The sequence below is a fragment of the Paenibacillus sp. plas6 genome, from assembly GCF_057221655.1.
Window position 1 is genome coordinate 3,934,246 of sequence record NZ_CM170151.1, and the last position, 18,585, is coordinate 3,952,830.

General features: G+C 40.7%; 20 protein-coding genes and 1 other annotated feature. All 20 genes read left to right on the top strand.

Going from position 1 to position 18,585, the window contains the following annotated elements:
* The first annotated feature begins 1 nt into the window (after position 1).
* Positions 2 to 958 (top strand): phospho-N-acetylmuramoyl-pentapeptide-transferase, encoded by a 957-nt coding sequence (gene mraY / locus AC2TDL_RS17330; RefSeq protein ID WP_484697304.1) that lies wholly within the window; start codon positions 2 to 4, stop codon positions 956 to 958.
* 67 nt (positions 959 to 1,025) lie between these two features.
* Positions 1,026 to 2,477 (top strand): UDP-N-acetylmuramoyl-L-alanine--D-glutamate ligase, encoded by a 1,452-nt coding sequence (murD, locus tag AC2TDL_RS17335; RefSeq protein ID WP_484701258.1) that lies wholly within the window; start codon positions 1,026 to 1,028, stop codon positions 2,475 to 2,477.
* A 44-nt stretch (positions 2,478 to 2,521) separates the two neighbouring features.
* Complete coding sequence (gene spoVE, locus AC2TDL_RS17340; protein WP_484697305.1) at positions 2,522 to 3,619, top strand: stage V sporulation protein E; 1,098 nt, start codon at positions 2,522 to 2,524, stop codon at positions 3,617 to 3,619.
* 4 nt (positions 3,620 to 3,623) lie between these two features.
* Entirely contained in the window at positions 3,624 to 4,742 is a 1,119-nt protein-coding gene (gene murG / locus AC2TDL_RS17345; RefSeq protein ID WP_484697306.1) for an undecaprenyldiphospho-muramoylpentapeptide beta-N-acetylglucosaminyltransferase, read from the top strand.
* A 148-nt stretch (positions 4,743 to 4,890) separates the two neighbouring features.
* On the top strand, positions 4,891 to 5,796 hold the full coding sequence (murB, locus tag AC2TDL_RS17350; protein ID WP_484697307.1) for a UDP-N-acetylmuramate dehydrogenase: 906 nt from the start codon (positions 4,891 to 4,893) through the stop codon (positions 5,794 to 5,796).
* A gap of 15 nt (positions 5,797 to 5,811) precedes the next feature.
* Positions 5,812 to 7,095, top strand: a complete 1,284-nt coding sequence (gene murA / locus AC2TDL_RS17355) for a UDP-N-acetylglucosamine 1-carboxyvinyltransferase (protein ID WP_484697308.1) — start codon at positions 5,812 to 5,814, stop codon at positions 7,093 to 7,095.
* 71 nt (positions 7,096 to 7,166) lie between these two features.
* Positions 7,167 to 7,928 carry a cell division protein FtsQ/DivIB gene (locus AC2TDL_RS17360; RefSeq protein WP_484701261.1) on the top strand — a complete coding sequence of 254 codons (762 nt, stop codon included), beginning with the start codon at positions 7,167 to 7,169 and terminating at the stop codon, positions 7,926 to 7,928.
* A gap of 307 nt (positions 7,929 to 8,235) precedes the next feature.
* A complete protein-coding gene (gene ftsA, locus AC2TDL_RS17365) occupies positions 8,236 to 9,477 on the top strand; it encodes a cell division protein FtsA (RefSeq protein ID WP_484697309.1) in 1,242 nt (413 codons plus the stop codon).
* 17 nt (positions 9,478 to 9,494) lie between these two features.
* Positions 9,495 to 10,583 (top strand): cell division protein FtsZ, encoded by a 1,089-nt coding sequence (ftsZ, locus tag AC2TDL_RS17370; RefSeq protein ID WP_484697310.1) that lies wholly within the window; start codon positions 9,495 to 9,497, stop codon positions 10,581 to 10,583.
* A gap of 266 nt (positions 10,584 to 10,849) precedes the next feature.
* Positions 10,850 to 11,788, top strand: coding sequence for a sigma-E processing peptidase SpoIIGA (gene spoIIGA / locus AC2TDL_RS17375; protein ID WP_484697311.1), 939 nt, complete (start codon positions 10,850 to 10,852; stop codon positions 11,786 to 11,788).
* Positions 11,789 to 11,885: 97 nt separating this feature from the next.
* Entirely contained in the window at positions 11,886 to 12,608 is a 723-nt protein-coding gene (sigE, locus tag AC2TDL_RS17380) for an RNA polymerase sporulation sigma factor SigE (RefSeq protein ID WP_484697312.1), read from the top strand.
* A gap of 97 nt (positions 12,609 to 12,705) precedes the next feature.
* Positions 12,706 to 13,089: a hypothetical protein gene (locus AC2TDL_RS17385; RefSeq protein ID WP_484697313.1), complete on the top strand. Its 384-nt coding sequence runs from the start codon at positions 12,706 to 12,708 to the stop codon at positions 13,087 to 13,089.
* A gap of 189 nt (positions 13,090 to 13,278) precedes the next feature.
* Positions 13,279 to 14,061, top strand: a complete 783-nt coding sequence (gene sigG / locus AC2TDL_RS17390; RefSeq protein WP_484697314.1) for an RNA polymerase sporulation sigma factor SigG — start codon at positions 13,279 to 13,281, stop codon at positions 14,059 to 14,061.
* A gap of 143 nt (positions 14,062 to 14,204) precedes the next feature.
* Positions 14,205 to 14,483 (top strand): PRC-barrel domain-containing protein, encoded by a 279-nt coding sequence (locus AC2TDL_RS17395; protein ID WP_484697315.1) that lies wholly within the window; start codon positions 14,205 to 14,207, stop codon positions 14,481 to 14,483.
* Positions 14,484 to 14,525: 42 nt separating this feature from the next.
* The gene (gene pgeF / locus AC2TDL_RS17400; RefSeq protein ID WP_484697316.1) at positions 14,526 to 15,371 is read left to right on the top strand and encodes a peptidoglycan editing factor PgeF; all 846 of its coding nucleotides are present in this window, start codon (positions 14,526 to 14,528) and stop codon (positions 15,369 to 15,371) included.
* 8 nt (positions 15,372 to 15,379) lie between these two features.
* On the top strand, positions 15,380 to 16,090 hold the full coding sequence (locus tag AC2TDL_RS17405) for a YggS family pyridoxal phosphate-dependent enzyme (protein WP_484697317.1): 711 nt from the start codon (positions 15,380 to 15,382) through the stop codon (positions 16,088 to 16,090).
* On the top strand, positions 16,090 to 16,542 hold the full coding sequence (locus AC2TDL_RS17410; protein WP_484701264.1) for a cell division protein SepF: 453 nt from the start codon (positions 16,090 to 16,092) through the stop codon (positions 16,540 to 16,542). The genes AC2TDL_RS17405 and AC2TDL_RS17410 overlap by 1 nt, the downstream gene beginning before the upstream one ends.
* A gap of 61 nt (positions 16,543 to 16,603) precedes the next feature.
* Positions 16,604 to 16,843 (top strand): YggT family protein, encoded by a 240-nt coding sequence (locus AC2TDL_RS17415; protein WP_484697318.1) that lies wholly within the window; start codon positions 16,604 to 16,606, stop codon positions 16,841 to 16,843.
* Positions 16,844 to 16,891: 48 nt separating this feature from the next.
* A complete protein-coding gene (locus tag AC2TDL_RS17420; RefSeq protein WP_484697319.1) occupies positions 16,892 to 17,674 on the top strand; it encodes a YlmH family RNA-binding protein in 783 nt (260 codons plus the stop codon).
* Positions 17,675 to 17,769: 95 nt separating this feature from the next.
* Entirely contained in the window at positions 17,770 to 18,264 is a 495-nt protein-coding gene (locus AC2TDL_RS17425; RefSeq protein WP_484697320.1) for a DivIVA domain-containing protein, read from the top strand.
* A gap of 56 nt (positions 18,265 to 18,320) precedes the next feature.
* Positions 18,321 to 18,584 (top strand) — a binding site (T-box leader).
* The last annotated feature ends 1 nt before the right edge of the window (position 18,585 follow it).

Genomic DNA, 18,585 nt, shown 5'->3' on the forward strand with positions numbered 1-18,585 from the left:
TATGGACATGATGGTCATTTTACTATCATTAGGAATATCTTTTATACTATCAGTTTTACTCGGACCATTGTTCATACCGCTGTTAAGACGCTTAAAATTTGGACAGCAGATACGTACAGAAGGCCCGCAAAGTCATTTGAAAAAAAGTGGCACGCCGACGATGGGCGGTATCATTATTATGTTGGCGATGCTTGTTGCTTTTATTAAATTTGCAAGCAAGGGCGATGAATTTTGGGTGCTGCTTACTGCATCACTTGGCTTCGGAATCATCGGCTTTCTCGATGACTATATTAAAATTGTGTTTAAACGATCGCTAGGCTTAACAGCTAGACAAAAGCTATTAGGTCAATTGCTGTTTTCAATTATTGTTTGCTGGCAGTTGTACAATATGGGACATAGTACTGAGCTGCTTATTCCTGGTACAACTCTAGGAATTGATTTAGGTTGGTTCTATTATCCGTTTGTTGTCATCATTATGTTTGCAGCTAGTAACTCTGTTAACTTTACAGACGGCGTCGATGGATTGCTCGCTGGTACAAGCGCGATTGCCTTCGGCGCATTTACAATTGTTGCTTTAAAGCTAGTTGAGTATGATGCAGCGATTTTCTCTGCTGCAATGATTGGTGCTGTACTAGGTTTTTTAGTTTACAATGCGCATCCTGCTAAGGTGTTTATGGGAGATATGGGCTCGCTTGGGATTGGCGGCGGTATAGCTGCGGTCGCTATTTTGACAAAAACTGAGCTTCTCCTTATTGTAATCGGCGGTGTGTTCGTTCTTGAAATGCTTTCTGTCATTATTCAAGTAACATCCTTTAAGCTGCGTAAAAAACGTGTGTTTAAAATGAGTCCTATCCACCATCATTTTGAATTGTCTGGATGGTCTGAATGGAAAGTTGTTTCGGTGTTCTGGGCAGTAGGCTTATTGTTTGCTGTGCTCGGACTATTATTTATACTATAAAATCGTTGCTACGGTTCTCGCAAAGCGAGGACCGTTTCGGCTTACAGTAAAAAGTGAGGTCTATATGATGAAGCATCCATCGCAGTATAAAAATGAAAAGGTTGTTGTGCTAGGATTGGCTCGTAGTGGAGTTAGTGTAGCAAAGTTGTTTCATGAGCTCGGAGCAAACGTATGTGTCAACGATCGAAAACCGCGTGAGCAGTCTCCAGAAGCTGAACAGCTTGAAGCATTAGGGATTAACGTTATTTGCGGCTATCACCCTGAAGATCTGGTACAGGAGGATACAGCACTGCTTGTAAAAAATCCAGGTATCCCTTATACTGCTCCGCCTGTTGCCGCGGCACAGGAGCTTGGAATTGAGGTTGTAACTGAAGTTGAAATTGCTTACTGGCTAAGTAAAGCGCCAATCATCGGAATAACTGGCTCTAATGGAAAAACGACAACCACTACATTAATTGGTGAGCTGCTGCAAGCGGCTGGTCTTAATCCTGTTGTTGGCGGCAATATAGGCTTGCCGCTTTGTGAAATTGCAAGAGAAGTTACTGAGGAGCAGTGGATTGTTGCAGAGTTAAGTAGTTTTCAGCTCAAAGGGACAGTTACTTTCGCTCCACGTATTGCCTTAATTCTAAATCTTGCAGAGACACATCTTGATTATCATGGGGATATGCAGGATTACATAGACTCGAAGGCGAAAATATTAGAGAATCAGCAAGCAAATGATGTTGCTGTTTTAAATTGGGATGATCCAGTAACAAAAGGATTAATCAATAATTGCAAGGGACGGAGTTTTCCGTTTTCAATATATGAGAGATTAACTGAAGGCGTCTATGTGGAACCACCTTTTCAGCCAATTGTAGAAGGTGAACCGTTGCCTAATGCTGCTGAGGAGGCTGCAGTTCGTAATATCGTCTATCGTATGTCTTCTAATGAACCTGCAGTAATCGTAATGCCAGTAAAAAATATCGGTATTCCTGGACGTCATAATGTCGCTAACGCAATTGCAGCGATTGCAGCATGTTTAATGGCTGGTGCAGAGCCTGCTAAGCTGGTTGCACCATTAGAGCAATTTCGTGGTGTTGAGCATCGCTTAGAATACGTTAGAGAGCATCAAGGAGTTAAATATTACAATGATTCAAAAGCAACAAATTCGATTGCAACAACGATGACTATTCGCTCTTTATCAGCTCCAATTGTATTAATTGCAGGTGGATTAGATCGAGGATCGGATTACAAAGAGCTGCTTCCAATATTGCGGGATAGAGTAAAAGCGCTTGTTGCATTTGGGCAAACTGCTAAAAAATTGGAACATGTGGCAAAGCTAGCAGGTTTAGAAGCTGTGCAGATCGTCGAACCTAGAGCTAGTGCCGAACAAACGCTTGACGCTGCAGTGAAGCAAGCTGCAACGCTGGCACAAGCTGGAGACATTGTTTTGCTTTCGCCAGCATGCGCAAGCTGGGATATGTTTTCTTCATATGAACAAAGAGGAAGCATGTTTAAACAATCGGTGCATACCTTGTAAGTAGGGGGGTTGTCCCTACTTTTCAGTTATAGAGGTGTGTAGAAATGGTTAAAGCTCGCTTCTCTCCTGATATTTGGCTCCTAATATCAATATTGCTTATATTAGGAATTGGATTGCTAATGGTGTATAGCGCCGGTGCAGTAAAAGCTTTTCATGAATTTGGTGATCGGTTTTACTTCGTGAAACGACAAGCGATTTTTGCTGGTTTAGGACTGCTATCGATGATGGTGTTATCACGTATTCATTATAGTGTGTGGAAAAAATGGGCTCCGACATTGCTAATCATCTGTTTTGGACTATTGATCATTGTGCTTATTCCAGGAATAGGTGTTGTGCGAGGAGGGGCTCGCAGTTGGTTAGGAATTGGCTCGTTTGGCATTCAGCCTTCCGAGTTTATGAAGCTAGCGATGATTATTTTTCTAGCTAAATGGCTATCAAATGAACAACAAAAAATCACTCAATTCACGAAAGGCTTATTACCACCATTAGGACTTGTTTTTCTAGCATTTGGTTTAATTATGCTACAGCCTGATTTAGGTACTGGCGCAGTAATGGTCGGTGCATCCATGATCCTTATCTTTACAGCAGGAGCGAGACTCTCTCATTTAGGCGGTTTGGCATTAGTTGGCGTGGTCGGTTTTGTTGGCTTAATCCTTGCAGCCCCATATCGCTTAAAGCGAATTACTAGCTTTCTTGACCCTTGGTCTGACCCGCTTGGTGGCGGCTATCAAATTATTCAGTCATTATTTGCAATTGGACCGGGTGGTTTAGTTGGTTTGGGACTTGGAGCAAGCCGACAAAAATATAGCTACTTGCCAGAGCCGCAAACGGATTTTATTTTTTCGATTTTGGCAGAAGAGCTTGGCTTTATTGGAGGCTCGACGCTTATTTTACTTTTTCTAATTGTTATTTGGCGCGGCGTGCGTACCGCGATTTCTGCTCCAGATACATTTGCCAGCTTAATGGCGATTGGCATTACAAGCATTATCGGTGTGCAGGTGCTAATTAATATCGGTGTTGTTATCGGCATGATGCCTGTAACAGGAATTACGCTTCCGCTTGTAAGCTATGGTGGTTCCTCGTTAACGCTGCTATTAACGGCGCTTGGCATATTGCTTAATATTTCTCGTTATTCGAGGTGAAGATATGAAAATTTTATTGACAGGCGGAGGGACTGGCGGTCATATATATCCTGCACTAGCAATTGCAAAATATATGAAACAACAAGATCCAAATACGGAATTACTATATATCGGCACAACAAAAGGGATGGAAAGTAAGATTGTGCCAAATGCAGGAATTCCTTTTGAAAGTATTGAAATTAGCGGGTTTAAACGTAAACTGTCCTACGATAATGTACGGACAGTTATCCGTTTTTTTCAGGGTGTATCCCGCTCTAAAAAATTAATTAAAGAATTCCGGCCAGATGTCGTCGTTGGAACTGGCGGCTATGTATGTGGTCCTGTTGTATATGCAGCAGCTCGTCTTGGAGTTCCAACCTTTATTCATGAGCAAAATGCGATTCCTGGATTAACGAATAAATTTTTAACGAAATTTGTTTCTCATGTTGGCGTTAGTTTCGAGGATTCGCTAGCCGCTTTTGCGAAAGCAAAGCAAGTCAGCTTCACAGGCAATCCATGTGCTAGCCAAGTACTTGAAGCGGTACCAGGACGAGGCAGAGCATCACTTGGGCTCGAGCCTAATCAACGCTATGCACTTATTGTTGGCGGCAGCCGCGGAGCTAGAGCCTTCAATGAGGCGGTTGTAGCTATGGCAGAGGAACAAGAGCTATTAGATCAGCTAACGCAGCATGTAATTGTTTTTGCAACAGGAGAAATATACTATGAAGAAACAAAGCGCAGATTAGCAGATAATGAGGCAGTGAAAAACGGTAAAATTATGCTGCTTCCTTATATTAATAATATGGCAGAGGTGCTTACCGACGCATCCATCGTAATAAGTCGGTCAGGTGCTTCCTCATTGGCTGAAATAAACGCATTAGGTAAACCTGCTATACTTATACCTTCACCTAATGTTACGAACAATCATCAGGAAGCAAATGCCCGCAGCTTGGAGGCGGTAGGTGCTGCTGAAATTATTTTGGAAAACCAGCTAACAGGAAGATCTTTACTGGAAAAAATGGTCAGCCTATTACTTGATGAGCATCGTTTAGCTAAAATGTCACAGGCCTCATCATTTTTAGCTGTTCCAGATTCGGCAAGCCGCATTGCACTGGCGTTAAGCCGTATTTCCTCGAAAAAATAATATCGTTTGGGCGATTGTCACATAAATGAGTGTTGAGGCATAAAATACCGTATAATTCGTGATCAGAGCTATGCGATAAGCCGATTAGCACTCATTGAACTGTAATGGCTTGAGAATGACAATGAATTCTCAAAGGGAGGAGAACGTAATGAATGAATTTATAGAGGAGCTTGAAGAGTTAAAACTTGGGGAATATCTCTTCAATGAACCGCTATCGAAGCACACTACATGGAAAATCGGCGGAAACGCTGATGTGATGGTCTATCCTCACGGCAAGGAACAGCTCATTGCGCTAATTAAATTGCTGAATAAGCACGGAATCCCATGGACAACGATTGGCCGTGGTTCAAATATGCTAGTCAGCGATCAAGGAATTCGCGGCGTCGTCATTAAACCTGACAAAGGACTTGATTATGTCAGTTTTAATGGTAGCACAGTTACCGCAGGTGCAGCTTATTCTTTTATCAAATTAGCAGTAACAGCTGGGAGAAAGGGGCTTACTGGTTTAGAGTTTGCTGGTGGGATTCCTGGTACAGTTGGTGGTGCTGTTTATATGAACGCTGGGGCGCATGGATCTGATGTATCACGTATTTTTAAGTCTGCTGAGATTGTACTGTCAAACGGAGAATTGGTTACCTACACAAGCGAAGATATGAAATTCTCATATCGCCATTCCATTTTGCATGAAATATCTGGTGTTGTTCTTGAGGCAACCTTCCAGCTTGAAGAAGGAGATCGCCAGAAAATTTCTGCTGAAATGGGAAAGCACAAGGAACGTCGCTTACAAACGCAGCCGTTGCAAATGGCTTGTGCGGGTAGTGTATTTCGAAATCCGCCAGGAGATTATGCTGCAAGGTTAATTGAGGAAGCAGGCCTCAAAGGGTTCCAATGTGGAGGAGCAAAAGTATCCGAGCTACATGCCAATTTTATCGTTAACACAGGACAGGCGACAGCTAATGACGTACTCGCGCTAATTACCCATATTCAAGGCGTAATTAAGGAACGTTACGGTATCCAATTAATGCCGGAGGTATTGGTGGTGGGCGAGCGGTAATTCGGAGGTGATACATTGGACAGATTGGTGATTGAGGGCGGAAAGCCTCTGTCAGGAACGGTTATAATCCAAGGCGCCAAAAATGCGGTGCTGCCGATTATGGCTGCCAGTCTGCTGGCTGAAGGAACAACCGTACTAGAAAATGTTCCTCATTTGCTTGACATCGAAGTAATGATTTCAATTTTGCGAGAGCTTGGATGTCAAGTTGAGCATAAGGGAAGTACGATTATCATCGACACAAAGCATGCAGCGGCATCGCATGTGCCTGAAGGGTTAATGAAGCAGATGCGGTCTTCCATTTTTTTAATGGGTCCATTGCTCGCGAAGTATGGCAAAACAAAAGTGTATCAGCCTGGTGGCTGTGCAATTGGTGAACGGAAAATTGATATTCATTTAGAAGGCCTAAAAGCACTTGGTGCAAAGATTGAAGAAGTCGGCAATAGTATTATTTGCAGTGCCGATAAATTAGTAGGTGCAGATGTATACTTGCATTTCCCAAGTGTTGGCGCAACTGAAAATATTATGATGGCAGCAGTGTTAGCAGAAGGACGGACAACAATTAGCAATGCTGCACGCGAGCCAGAAATTCAAGACCTGCAAAACTTTTTAAATGCAATGGGAGCCAAGGTGCTTGGTGCAGGAACAGATACGATAACGATTGACGGTGTAAAAGAGTTAAAACCGTGCCAACATACCGTCATTCCTGATCGTATAGTAACAGGTACACTGATGCTTGCAGCTGCGGCTACAAGGGGGCATATTACACTCCATAAAACTCAGCCGGGTCATCTTAGCTCTCTCATTCATGTAATGCGTCGCGCAGGTGTTCAAATTGGTGTAGACGGTGATATAATTAGAGTCGACAGTCGATTACGCTGCAAAGCAGTGGAGAAAATTGTAACTGCACCATATCCTGCATTTCCAACAGATCTTCAATCGCAAATGATGGTAATGCTTGCTTTGGCAGACGGAGTAAGTGTTATTAAGGAAACGGTGTTTGAAGGTCGACTGAAACATGTTGATGAGCTTGCAAGAATGGGAGCGGATATACGAGTCGATATGAATACCGCATATATTAGAGGGGTTCCTCGATTATATGGAGCAACGGTTGAAGCAACAGACTTGCGAGCAGGTGCTGCACTAGTTATCGCAGGACTTGCTGCACAAGGAAGAACGGTAGTTGAACGTGTTCATCATATTGATCGTGGATATGATCGTATTGAAAATATGCTCTCCATGCTTGGAGCAAAAATAACACGCTTAACGACACTTTCTAAGAATGAAACTTATGCTCAGTAGTCATCGGAATGATAATCGGCTTCCTCATCATCGGTGAGGAGGCCGCATTGTATTAAGGAGAGGGTTACTTGATGGAAACTGGAGCCGACTTGCCGGTGCTTAGAGAGCCCGAGCCTAAGAAAAAAAGCAATGTCAGGCTGATCGTCATATTAGTATTATTATTTGTCGCACTGCTAGCTGTTATTTTCTTTAATTCTCCACTAAGTAAAATAACCGAAGTGCAAATTACAGGTACTCAATTTACGAGCAGTGCTGATGTGATTAAGGCTGCTGATCTTGCAGTAGGAGATTCTTATTTCTTTAATTCAGCTAGTAAAATTGAACAGCGATTACTGAACAGCAATACTATACAGCATGCAACCGTTACAAAAAAATTTCCTGGCTTAATAAAAATTCATGTTCAAGAATATAAGGTAGTTGCTTTCGAACTTTCTGAAAATGGTGATCTTGTCGCTTTGCTCTCAAGTGGCGCTAGTATTGTGACCAATAGTGAACGAATGCAAATTATGGACAAGCCTATTCTTACCGGTTGGAGTGCTGATGATCTCAATAAAAAGGAGCTTGTAAAGCAACTAGGAAATATAAGCAGTGCGCTATTATCTGATATTTCCGAGATAACTCCAATTCCGTCCCAGGCATTTCCTGATCGTATATTAATATATACGCGCACTAAGTTCGAAATTATAACAGCAATTAGCTTACTTTCAGAGAAGATTGTTACGATTAATGGTGTCATTGAGACTCAATCACCTGGTCGACTAACGCTCTTATTAGCAGATACTTTTGTACCATTTCCACAAATTGGCGAGAGCAAATCTGACATTGAGGAGTAAATCAAGGAAAAAATACTCTACTCAAGCTTCATAAACAGTGGTAAAATTTTATGTATGGATGAACTGGCATAGTAAATCGTGAGAAAATAGGACTTATTATCTATACTATCGCTTAAACTACTTAAAAATAGGATTAGACTACTGTATTTTAAGAAAAATTGAGAAAAAAATGTTGAAAAAAGAGGGAAAGGCTAATATTTGTTGAATAAAACATAGTGGGCCAATTCGATAGCAAATTAGAAGCGGTAGAATATCCTGATATTCATCGTTATCATGATAAACATTTTTGAAACGGAGGTGCCGCGAAGTGAGCAACGGTGACATTATTGTCAGTTTGGACATCGGTACATCCAAGGTTCGAGCAATAATAGGTGAAATCAACGATGGTGGAATAAATATCATTGGTGTTGGTACATCAGACTCTGAGGGTATTCGTAAAGGTGCGATTGTTGATATTGACCAAACGGTTCAATCGATAAAAAATGCAGTTGAACAAGCGGAACGAATGGTAGACATTAAGATATCAGAGGTTTACGTTGGCATACAAGGAAGTCATATTGGTGTGCAGACGAATCACGGAGTAGTAGCAGTATCTAATGAAGACCGTGAAATTGGCGAAGAGGATATCGAGCGAGTGCTACAAGCTGCAAAAGTCGTTACTTTACCACCAGATCGTGAAATTATTAACCTAGTACCGAAACAGTATATTGTCGATGGTCTGGAAGGTATTTCAGATCCAAGAGGAATGATAGGTGTTCGCTTGGAAGTAGAAGCTACTGTTATTACAGGTGCCAAATCTGCTGTACATAACTTAGTGAGATGCGTAGATAAAGCTGGATTAAAAATAAATGGCGTTATTTTACTATCACTAGCTTCTGGTGTCATGACATTATCTAAGGAAGAAAAAACAAACGGTACCGCATTGGTTGACATAGGCGGCGGATCTACTACACTAGCCATTTATGAAAATGGCGGAATTTCTGCTATTTCTACTATACCAATCGGTGGTCAGTATGTTACAAATGATATTGCCTATGGATTACGTGCTCAAACTGACCATGCTGAAAAAATTAAGCTGAAATTTGGTTGTGCCAATGTAGCAGATGCTGCAGAGGATGTAAAGTTTAAAGTAACACGTATGGGTAGCAATGTGGAAAAGGAATTTTCCCAAAAGGACTTAGCAAGTATTATTGAACCGCGCATGCAAGAAATTTTCCAGTTAATTAAAGCGGAAGTTGCAGCACTAGGCTATGCTGATAAAGTAGATAGCTATGTATTAACAGGAGGCTCAGTTTCCTTGCCAGGTACACTGTCTCTTGGTCAGCAAGAACTCGATGCCAATGTAAGAATTGCTGCTCCACATTATATTGGTGTTAAAGATCCATCTTATAGCAGCGGAGTAGGAATGATTCAATACGTTTCAAAATACATGGGTGTTCGAGGAGCTAGTACAACGAAAAAGCCAATTAGTCGCAAAAAAGACACTCCAGCTTCGTCCAAACCCCGTATGTTAGAACGATTAAAAAATATGTTTCAGGAATTTATTTAACAGGGGGAATACAGTAGATGTTGGAATTCGACTTAGAACTAGAGCAACTTGCTCAAATTAAAGTTATTGGTGTTGGTGGCGGCGGTAGTAATGCTGTTAACCGAATGATTGAAAACGGAGTAAAAGGTGTAGAATTTATAACTGTTAATACTGATGCACAAGCGTTAAATTTAGCAAAGTCCGAGCATAAGCTACAGATTGGCGATAAATTAACTCGTGGTCTTGGCGCTGGGGCAAACCCTGAAGTAGGAAAAAAAGCTGCTGAGGAATCCCGTGACCTTATAGCGAATCAGCTTAAAGGTGCTGACATGGTATTCGTAACAGCCGGTATGGGCGGTGGCACTGGTACTGGTGCTGCACCTGTTATTGCTGAAATCGCTCGTGAATGCGGTGCACTTACAGTTGGTGTTGTAACACGTCCATTTACGTTTGAAGGTCGTAAACGCTCTTCACAAGCTGAATCAGGGATTGAAGCACTTAAGGATAAAGTTGATACATTAATCGTTATCCCTAATGATCGCCTGCTAGAAATCGTAGATAAGAAAACTCCGATGCTTGAAGCATTCCGTGAAGCAGATAACGTGCTTCGTCAAGCTGTACAAGGTATTTCTGACTTGATTGCTGTACCAGGGCTTATTAACCTTGACTTTGCTGACGTAAAAACTATTATGACTGAGCGTGGCTCTGCATTAATGGGTATTGGTGTTGCCTCTGGTGAAAATCGTGCAGCAGAAGCAGCTCGTAAAGCGATTCAAAGTCCACTTCTTGAAACTTCAATCGACGGTGCTCGCGGTGTGATTATGAACATTACTGGCGGCAGCAATCTGTCACTTTATGAAGTTAATGAAGCAGCGGAAATTGTTATTTCTGCATCTGATCCTGATGTAAATATGATCTTCGGTGCTATTATTGATGAAGAAATGAAGGATGAGATTAAAGTAACTGTTATTGCTACTGGCTTTGAATCAAAAGCAACTGAAGCACCTGTAAGAAAGCAAGTTGGACATGCTGGTGAAGCAACTGAGCCAAAGGCTTCTGCTTCTAGACCAATCGGCACGAATTTGCCTGGTGACTTAGAAATTCCAGCTTTCTTACGCCGTAAATAGGAATAATTTCTTTAGTATTAATTAACTTATAAAGCTGTCTATTTGTAGCTTAGGCTATAGAATAGACAGCTTTATTTGTATATTTTTCTTTGGCTAAGCAACGTGTTAAATAGGTAAGTTTAGCAACGAGATTAAGTGATGTTATGTGACAAAAATAGAAGAAGAAGCACGACATAAACTGACAGACTTTGGAATATATATCATCTATACTGTCTACATTGTTAATTTACAAGCGGAGCTAGATTACACTTGAAGCAAGAAACGGCTTGGAGTTGGTAGAATTGACCGTCTACGCTGATATTATCCTATTACGAGAGCTGTTATTTGATGGAATTATTTTAATGCTCGTAGGTTGGGTACGAGGAGTTCGTGCCAAGCCATGGCGGCTTCTGCTAGCTGCAAGCATTGGGGCTTGCTACACAATCGCGATGCTATTTCCAAGCCTAGCAATGCTATATCATTTTCTAATAAAGCTCTTTGTTTCCTTTGTAATGATTTATATTAGCTACGGTTATCTATCGCTACAAACCTATTTGCGTGACCTGATAAGCTTTTATTTAATTAGCTTTGTTTTAGCTGGAGGACTAATGGGACTGTATTACATGTTAATGAGCAGCTCCCAACAGGTATGGGCAAATCTCATCTTTATTGGTGGAGAAGTAACGAGTAAATGGCAAATGGGCATTTTCTATATCATTGTATGTAGCTTACTTATTATTTATTTATGGTTATGCTTTATGCGCAGCAAACAAAAGCATCAGCTGCTGACGCAGCATTTGTCAAGTGTAGAGTTTCAAATAGCTGGACAGGTTATCCACTGTCAAGGACTGATTGATACAGGCAACCAATTATACGACCCGCTAAGTAAAACACCAGTTGTTATTTTACAAATAAGTGAGCTTGCCCACATCTTGCCTTCAGCACTTACAGAGGCGCTTAAGCAAGGAAATATGGATAAAGCACTATTGTCGATTACCGATAATCCAGAGATGAGTAGATGGCAGGAGAGAATCCGTGTTGTACCATACCGCGGTGTAAATCGCAATGCTCAGTTTATGCTTGCGTTAAGGCCTGACCTTATCAAAATAAAGCACCAGGAACAGGTCTATCAAACAGCTAAAGTGCTAATTGGCTTTGATGGGGGACAGTTAAGTGCAGATGGTTCCTATCAAGCGATTATACATCCTTCGCTAATCGCTCACTAAACTGGACAACTTTTGCTTAACTCATGCTTTCGCTGTACTTTTTATGACAGTAATTAAACTCAAGAATGCATCATAAAAAGTTTTAGGAGGAATATTTATGCTGGCCCGATATAAGTTAATTGCTCAGTTAACTTACTATAAAATTTTAATGCGGTTAGGCTTAAAGTCAGAAACAATTTATTATATTGGGGGAAGCGAAGCTCTTCCTCCTCCTTTAACACGAGAGGAAGAAGAATACTTATTACAGCGTCTGCCATCTGGAGATGAAGCAGTTCGTGCAATGCTAATTGAACGAAACTTGCGCTTGGTTGTATATATTGCTCGTAAATTTGAAAATACTGGAATTAATATTGAGGATCTCGTTTCAATTGGCGCTATCGGATTAATTAAAGCAGTTAATACATTTGATCCCGAGAAAAAAATTAAACTCGCAACTTATGCAAGTAGATGCATTGAGAATGAAATTCTAATGCATTTACGTCGAAATAATAAAACCCGAACTGAAGTAAGCTTTGATGAGCCGCTAAATATCGATTGGGATGGCAATGAATTGCTGTTATCTGATGTATTAGGAACAGAGAATGATACGATTTACCGCAACATCGAGGAGCAGGTGGATCGCAAGCTTTTACAAAAGGCGTTGGAAAAATTATCCGAGCGTGAGCGTCTAATTATGGAGCTTCGATTTGGCTTAGCAGATGGACATGAGAAAACGCAAAAGGACGTTGCTGACTTGTTAGGCATTTCGCAGTCCTATATTTCACGATTAGAGAAACGTATTATTAAAAGACTACGAAAAGAATTTAATAAAATGTTGTAGTTTAGGTTACAGATTTAAAAGTCTAGATGTTGTACACTTTTGAGATGGAGTGACATATATTATTATGACAACTGTTTGAGAGGATGTGTAGTAGGTCATGCCTTACAGCACGACGTCCACAGAATCTGTTTCGCTAGGAGATTCAAGCTTTGAAATCACATTTAGCAATATAGAGTTACAACGTGATACGCAAGCAGTTATTGTCAAATGTAATATGATGAACTCTGGCAAGACCGATAAAGTGATTAGCAGTCAATATTTTTTACTAACAACAGATAAGGATAGAGCGTTTCCTAAAGTAAGTTATATAAGTGAATTTAATAAACCAGGGATGCTATGGTCTTGGAAAAAGCTGAAGCCCAGAGAAACTTGCACGATTATTTTGCGTTATCAGCTTCCATCTAGTACAGGTCATTACAGCTTTCATTACTTGTATCGTCAGCAAGCAAAGTTGATAGGAATATTTGATTTGAATGAATAAGTAAATTTTATAAAAGGAAATTTATATGAAGCCTGTTTCTGCCCTGCAAAGGGATAGTGAAGCAGGTTTTTATTTTTTTTTCACTTGCTTAGCATCTTTTTGCTAATGTCGTAAATTGTCATCTAAGGAATAAAATCATCACCTCAGGAGATACTGAATCTTAATGTTTCTCCTTAGGAGGTAATGAGAATGACGCGTAATAAAGTTGAAATTTGTGGTGTAGATACCGCTAAGCTACCAGTGCTTACCAACGTTGAAATGCGTGAACTATTCACCGCTCTGCAAACCCGTAATGAATGGGGAGCTAGAGAAAAATTAGTAAACGGTAATTTACGATTAGTTCTCAGTGTAATTCAGCGATTTAATAATCGTGGAGAATATGTTGATGATTTATTTCAGGTTGGCTGCATCGGATTGATGAAGGCGATTGACAACTTTGACCTTAGCCAAAATGTAAAATTCTCCACTTATGCTGTTCCGATGATAATTGGAGAAATACGCAGATATTTACGAGATAATAACCCAATTCGTGTATCTCGCAGCTTAAGAGATATCGCATATAAAGCGCTGCAAGCTCGAGATAATTTAACGAATAAGTTATCTAGGGAACCAACGGTGCAAGAGATTTCAGAACAACTTAATGTACCGAAAGAGGATGTTGTTTTTGCCTTAGATGCTATTCAAGATCCTGTTTCACTTTATGAGCCGATCTTCAATGACGGCGGGGATCCGATTTATGTTCTTGATCAAATTAGCGATGAAAAAAATAAAGATATAACTTGGATCGAAGAAATTGCACTTAGAGAGGCGATGCAACGACTAAATGAACGTGAACAAATGATCTTATCTATGCGTTTTTTTGAAGGTAAAACGCAAATGGAGGTAGCAGATGAAATCGGCATATCACAGGCACAAGTATCTCGACTAGAAAAGTCAGCTATCGGTCAGATGCAAAAATATGTAAATGCTTAAGTGCAAACGGAGGCTGTCAGTACAATTCACACTGACAGTCTTTTTTCATGCATCTCGTACATATTAAAGAAATACTTTCCTTCCTGCTTCATATACTAGTCTCATCATGATCTAGTCTTATCATGATGCGGGAGGGTGAGTAGATGAAAATATCAGAATTTAAGATGAAGGATGTCATTAATATTGTGAATGGCAGAAAATTAGGAAATATTAGTGATGTTGAGCTCGATCCCAGACAAGGCACTATCGATGCGATAGTCGTTCCACAAATTCAACGAATATTTGGCTTATTTGGTTCTGCGGATGCAGCTATCATTATACCTTGGGATAATATTGTGAAAATTGGCGAAGATGTCGTGCTTGTTCGGGTAGAGGAAATACCGGCAATTGCACGGAAAGAGGATTTGCATCCACGTGCATAACAGGCTACACTTATGTAAAAAGCGTTGTAGGGGGAGCGGGTTATGGAAGTATTTCAGCAGCAGAGTGCATCAGCACATCAGCTTTTGCTGCAAAAGTGGATAGATCTTGATAGCAATTTATCAGCAGGCTTTACGACTCGCAATGGCGGGGTTAGTTTGCCGCCATATCATACCTTTAATATTGGATTGCATGTGCAAGATAATCCGGAAGCAGTTATAACTAATCGACGAAAACTGGCTGAAAGTGCAGGTTTTAGCTTTGATGCATGGACCTGCGGAGAGCAAATACATAGCAATAAAGTTGCCATTGTTACGAAAAATGAGCGAGGGCGAGGCAATATCAGCATGGAAGATACGTTGCCTGGTGTTGATGGGTTGATTACAAATGAAAGGGATATTCTATTAACTTCATTTTATGCTGATTGTGTACCGCTATATTTTTGGGATCAAGAACATTCGATCATTGGTTTGGCACATGCAGGCTGGAAAGGGACGGTATCAGCTATTGCACTTAATATGATACAAACGATGCAAGCAACATTTGGCTCAAAGCCTGAGCAGTTGCGATGTGCGATCGGTCCATCTATAGGTGATTGCTGTTATGAGGTGAATGAAGTCGTAATTGAGCGAATTGTCGAGTTGTGGCGAGAGCTGGAGCTACCATCAGATTTGTTAGAGGTAGTCATAAAGCCACAAAATGAAAAATTTGCCTTAATAAACTTGAAAGAAATAAATCGACAGATTATGATTAAAGCAGGAATTATAGCGAGTCATATCGAAATAAGTGATTGGTGTACTGGCTGCAGAACTGATTTGTTCTATAGTCACCGTATGGAAAATGGTAAGACAGGACGTATGGCAAGCTGGATTGGTTTACGAAAAGGATGAGTGGTACTATGAGTATACAGCAGCGCCTACAAACGGTACAAGCTCGAATAGCAGCAGCTGCTGAACGATCTGGTCGCTCCGCTTCTGATATTCATGTTGTCGGAGTAACAAAATATGTATCGATTGAAGGTACGATAGCAGCACTAAAGGCAGGAGTAAAAGAGCTAGGCGAGAACCGCTGGCAAGTTGCTAAACCGAAATGGGAATATATACATGAACATCGTGCTGAATTGCCTGAACCAATTTGGCATTTTATCGGCACGTTACAAAGCAATAAAGTAAAAGATGTTGTTGGTCGTTTTCACTATATTCACTCATTGGACCGACTTTCATTAGCACAAGCCTTGCAAAAGCAAGCTGAGAAGCTGGATGTTACCGTAAAATGCTTTATTCAAGTGAATGTGTCCGGCGAACAGTCTAAGCAAGGAATGCAGCCGCAAGAGGTGCGTCAGTTTATTAAAGATATGGAGTCTTATGACAGAATCCAATTAATAGGCTTAATGACGATGGCTCCATTTGAATTAGAAGCTGAACAAACTAGACCAGTGTTTTCAGCATTACGGCAGCTTCGTGATGAACTTGTACAGGAGTTTGGACCAAGCTGTACAATTACGGAACTGTCGATGGGCATGTCAAATGATTTTGAAGTTGCTATTGAAGAAGGTGCCACATTTGTTCGACTAGGCACGATTTTGATAGGAACAGAGGAGGATGAATGATGAGCATTTACGGTAAGATTATGAACTTTATTGGTTTACAGGAAGAAGAAGAGATCGTTGAACAAGAACGAGTTCCTGTGCAAGAGGAGCAAGAAGTTGAAACGAATCGATTTGAACAACGTAAACAATCAAGAAGTTCACATTTAACAAGTGTAGGCGGCAATGTAGTTAGTCTTCATACACAAAAAAATACGCGTGTCGTTCTTTGCGAGCCTAAAAGCTATGATGAGGCACAACAAATTGCTGATGAGCTTCGTAATCGTCGCTCTGTAGTCGTAAACTTGCAGCGTGTAAGAGCTGATTTAGGATTGCGAATTGTTGATTTCCTCTCTGGAACGGTTTACGCGTTAAGTGGTTCCATTTCGAAGCTTGGTCCAAATATTTATTTGTGTGCGCCTGATAATGTTGAGGTACATGGAGCTATCACTGAGCTGTCTAACGATCATTACTAAACATAAATGAGGTGACAGGTTCTTGTTTCTTACTATTTCTGGAGTTATTAGCTCCCTATTTATGGTATACAGATATATTTTGTTAGGGTATATTATTTTGTCCTGGTTCCCTAATGCACGAGAAAGCTCTATTGGTCAATTTTTAGCTAGATTGTCAGAGCCGTATCTGTCTATTTTCCGTAGGTTCATACCACCAATTGGAGGCATGCTAGATATATCGCCGATAGTTGCCTTTATTGCTCTGCAGTTTATTTATTCTGGTGTAATGTACTTGTTAAGTATGCTGGCGGGCTTATTTTAATAATAAACATAGTCTCAACATAATAAACGTTTTAAGGTGAGAATGTATATGAACAGCGGATTTTATAGTCATTTTCATCCTGAAGAAAGAGCGTTTGTTGATCGTGCGCTGGAATGGATTGAACGGTCCGCCGAGCTCCATGAGCTTAGGCGGACTGATTTTTTAGATCCGCGTCAACAGCAAATTTTGCAATCGCTCGCTAATCGTAATGGGATGGTAAATGTTAGGTTGGACGGTGGATATGAGGGAGCTGAACGAAAACGTGCTTTGATTGCCCCTGAGTATCGAGATTTGGAATACGAGGATGCAGAACTTTCGATTTTACAGGTTAGCAGTCAGCAGGACAAATTTCAAGAGCTTGAGCACGGTGATTTTTTAGGTGCTTTACTTGGTCTTGGCATTAAACGCGATGTTATTGGAGATATTCATTTACATGATACTTTTTGCCATATTGTTGTGGCAAATAAAATGTCTCAATTTCTAGACATTAGTTTACGTCAGGTTCATCGAATTCAAGTGCTTACAGATGTATTGCCAATCGAAAGCTTACAACCTGTGCAGCAGCAGCTTGAGGAAATGTCGTTCACTGTAGCGTCAATGCGACTTGATGGCATTGCTAGTGATACATATCGCATCAGTCGCACGAAAATCGTTGAGCCAATAAAAGCTGGGCGATGTAAAGTAAATTGGAAGTCAGAGGATGATCCATCGACTATGTTACAGGTAGGAGATGTCGTATCCATTAAAGGTTTAGGTCGATTTAAATTGCTTGAAGTCGATGGAATTACAAAAAAAGGTCGTATCCGTGTTAAAATCGGTAAATATGTTTAGAATTATGCAGGAATTTGCTTAGCGTTGTCGAATAGAAGTGTTAAGAAAATTATATGTTACGTTCTATTTTTGTTATTTTCATAGGAGGTGCTCCAATGCCACTGACACCATTGGACATACATAATAAGGAATTTTCACGCAGAATTCGTGGTTATGATGAAGATGAAGTTAATGAGTTTCTTGATCTTGTAATTAAAGACTACGAAGCATTAATTCGTGAAAATAAGGAAATGCAAAATCAGATCCTTAGCTTGCAGGAGCGATTAAATCATTTTTCTAACCTTGAAGATTCACTAAGCAAAGCAATTATTGTTGCTCAAGATGCTGCTGATGAAGTGCGTAATAATGCGAAGAAGGAAGCGCAGCTAATCATTAAGGAAGCTGAGAAAAATGCAGATCGTATCGTGAACGAAGCGTTAAATAAATCACGTAAAATTTCACTCGATGTTGAAGAGTTGAAAAAACAAGCAGCGATATACCGTGCTCGCTTCCGCACACTTGTAGAAGCACAGCTTGAACTGCTTACAGAGGAAGCATGGGAAAGTCTTGATATTAGCAAGGATGAGAATCCAGTTGCTGCTACGGAATAATCGTAGCAGTTTTTGTTTGACAACTGTTGTTGAATCAGCTATAAATATTATTAAAATACTATTCGATGACGAGAACAAGTACATAGCTGCTCTTGCTACAGAGAACCGATGGCTGGTGGAAATCGGTGCAACGACAACTATGGAATATCCTCTCCGAGAAGCTGCACTGAACAGAGGTAATGCTCTTAAGTAAGTGTAGACGGCTGTCCCCCGATATCGGGATGTCAGATGGAATTCATCTGAACTGAGTGTCGCTTCATTGTGCCTTTTGCACATTGAGCGGAACAAGGGTGGTAACGCGAGGTCGCCTCGTCCCTTCCA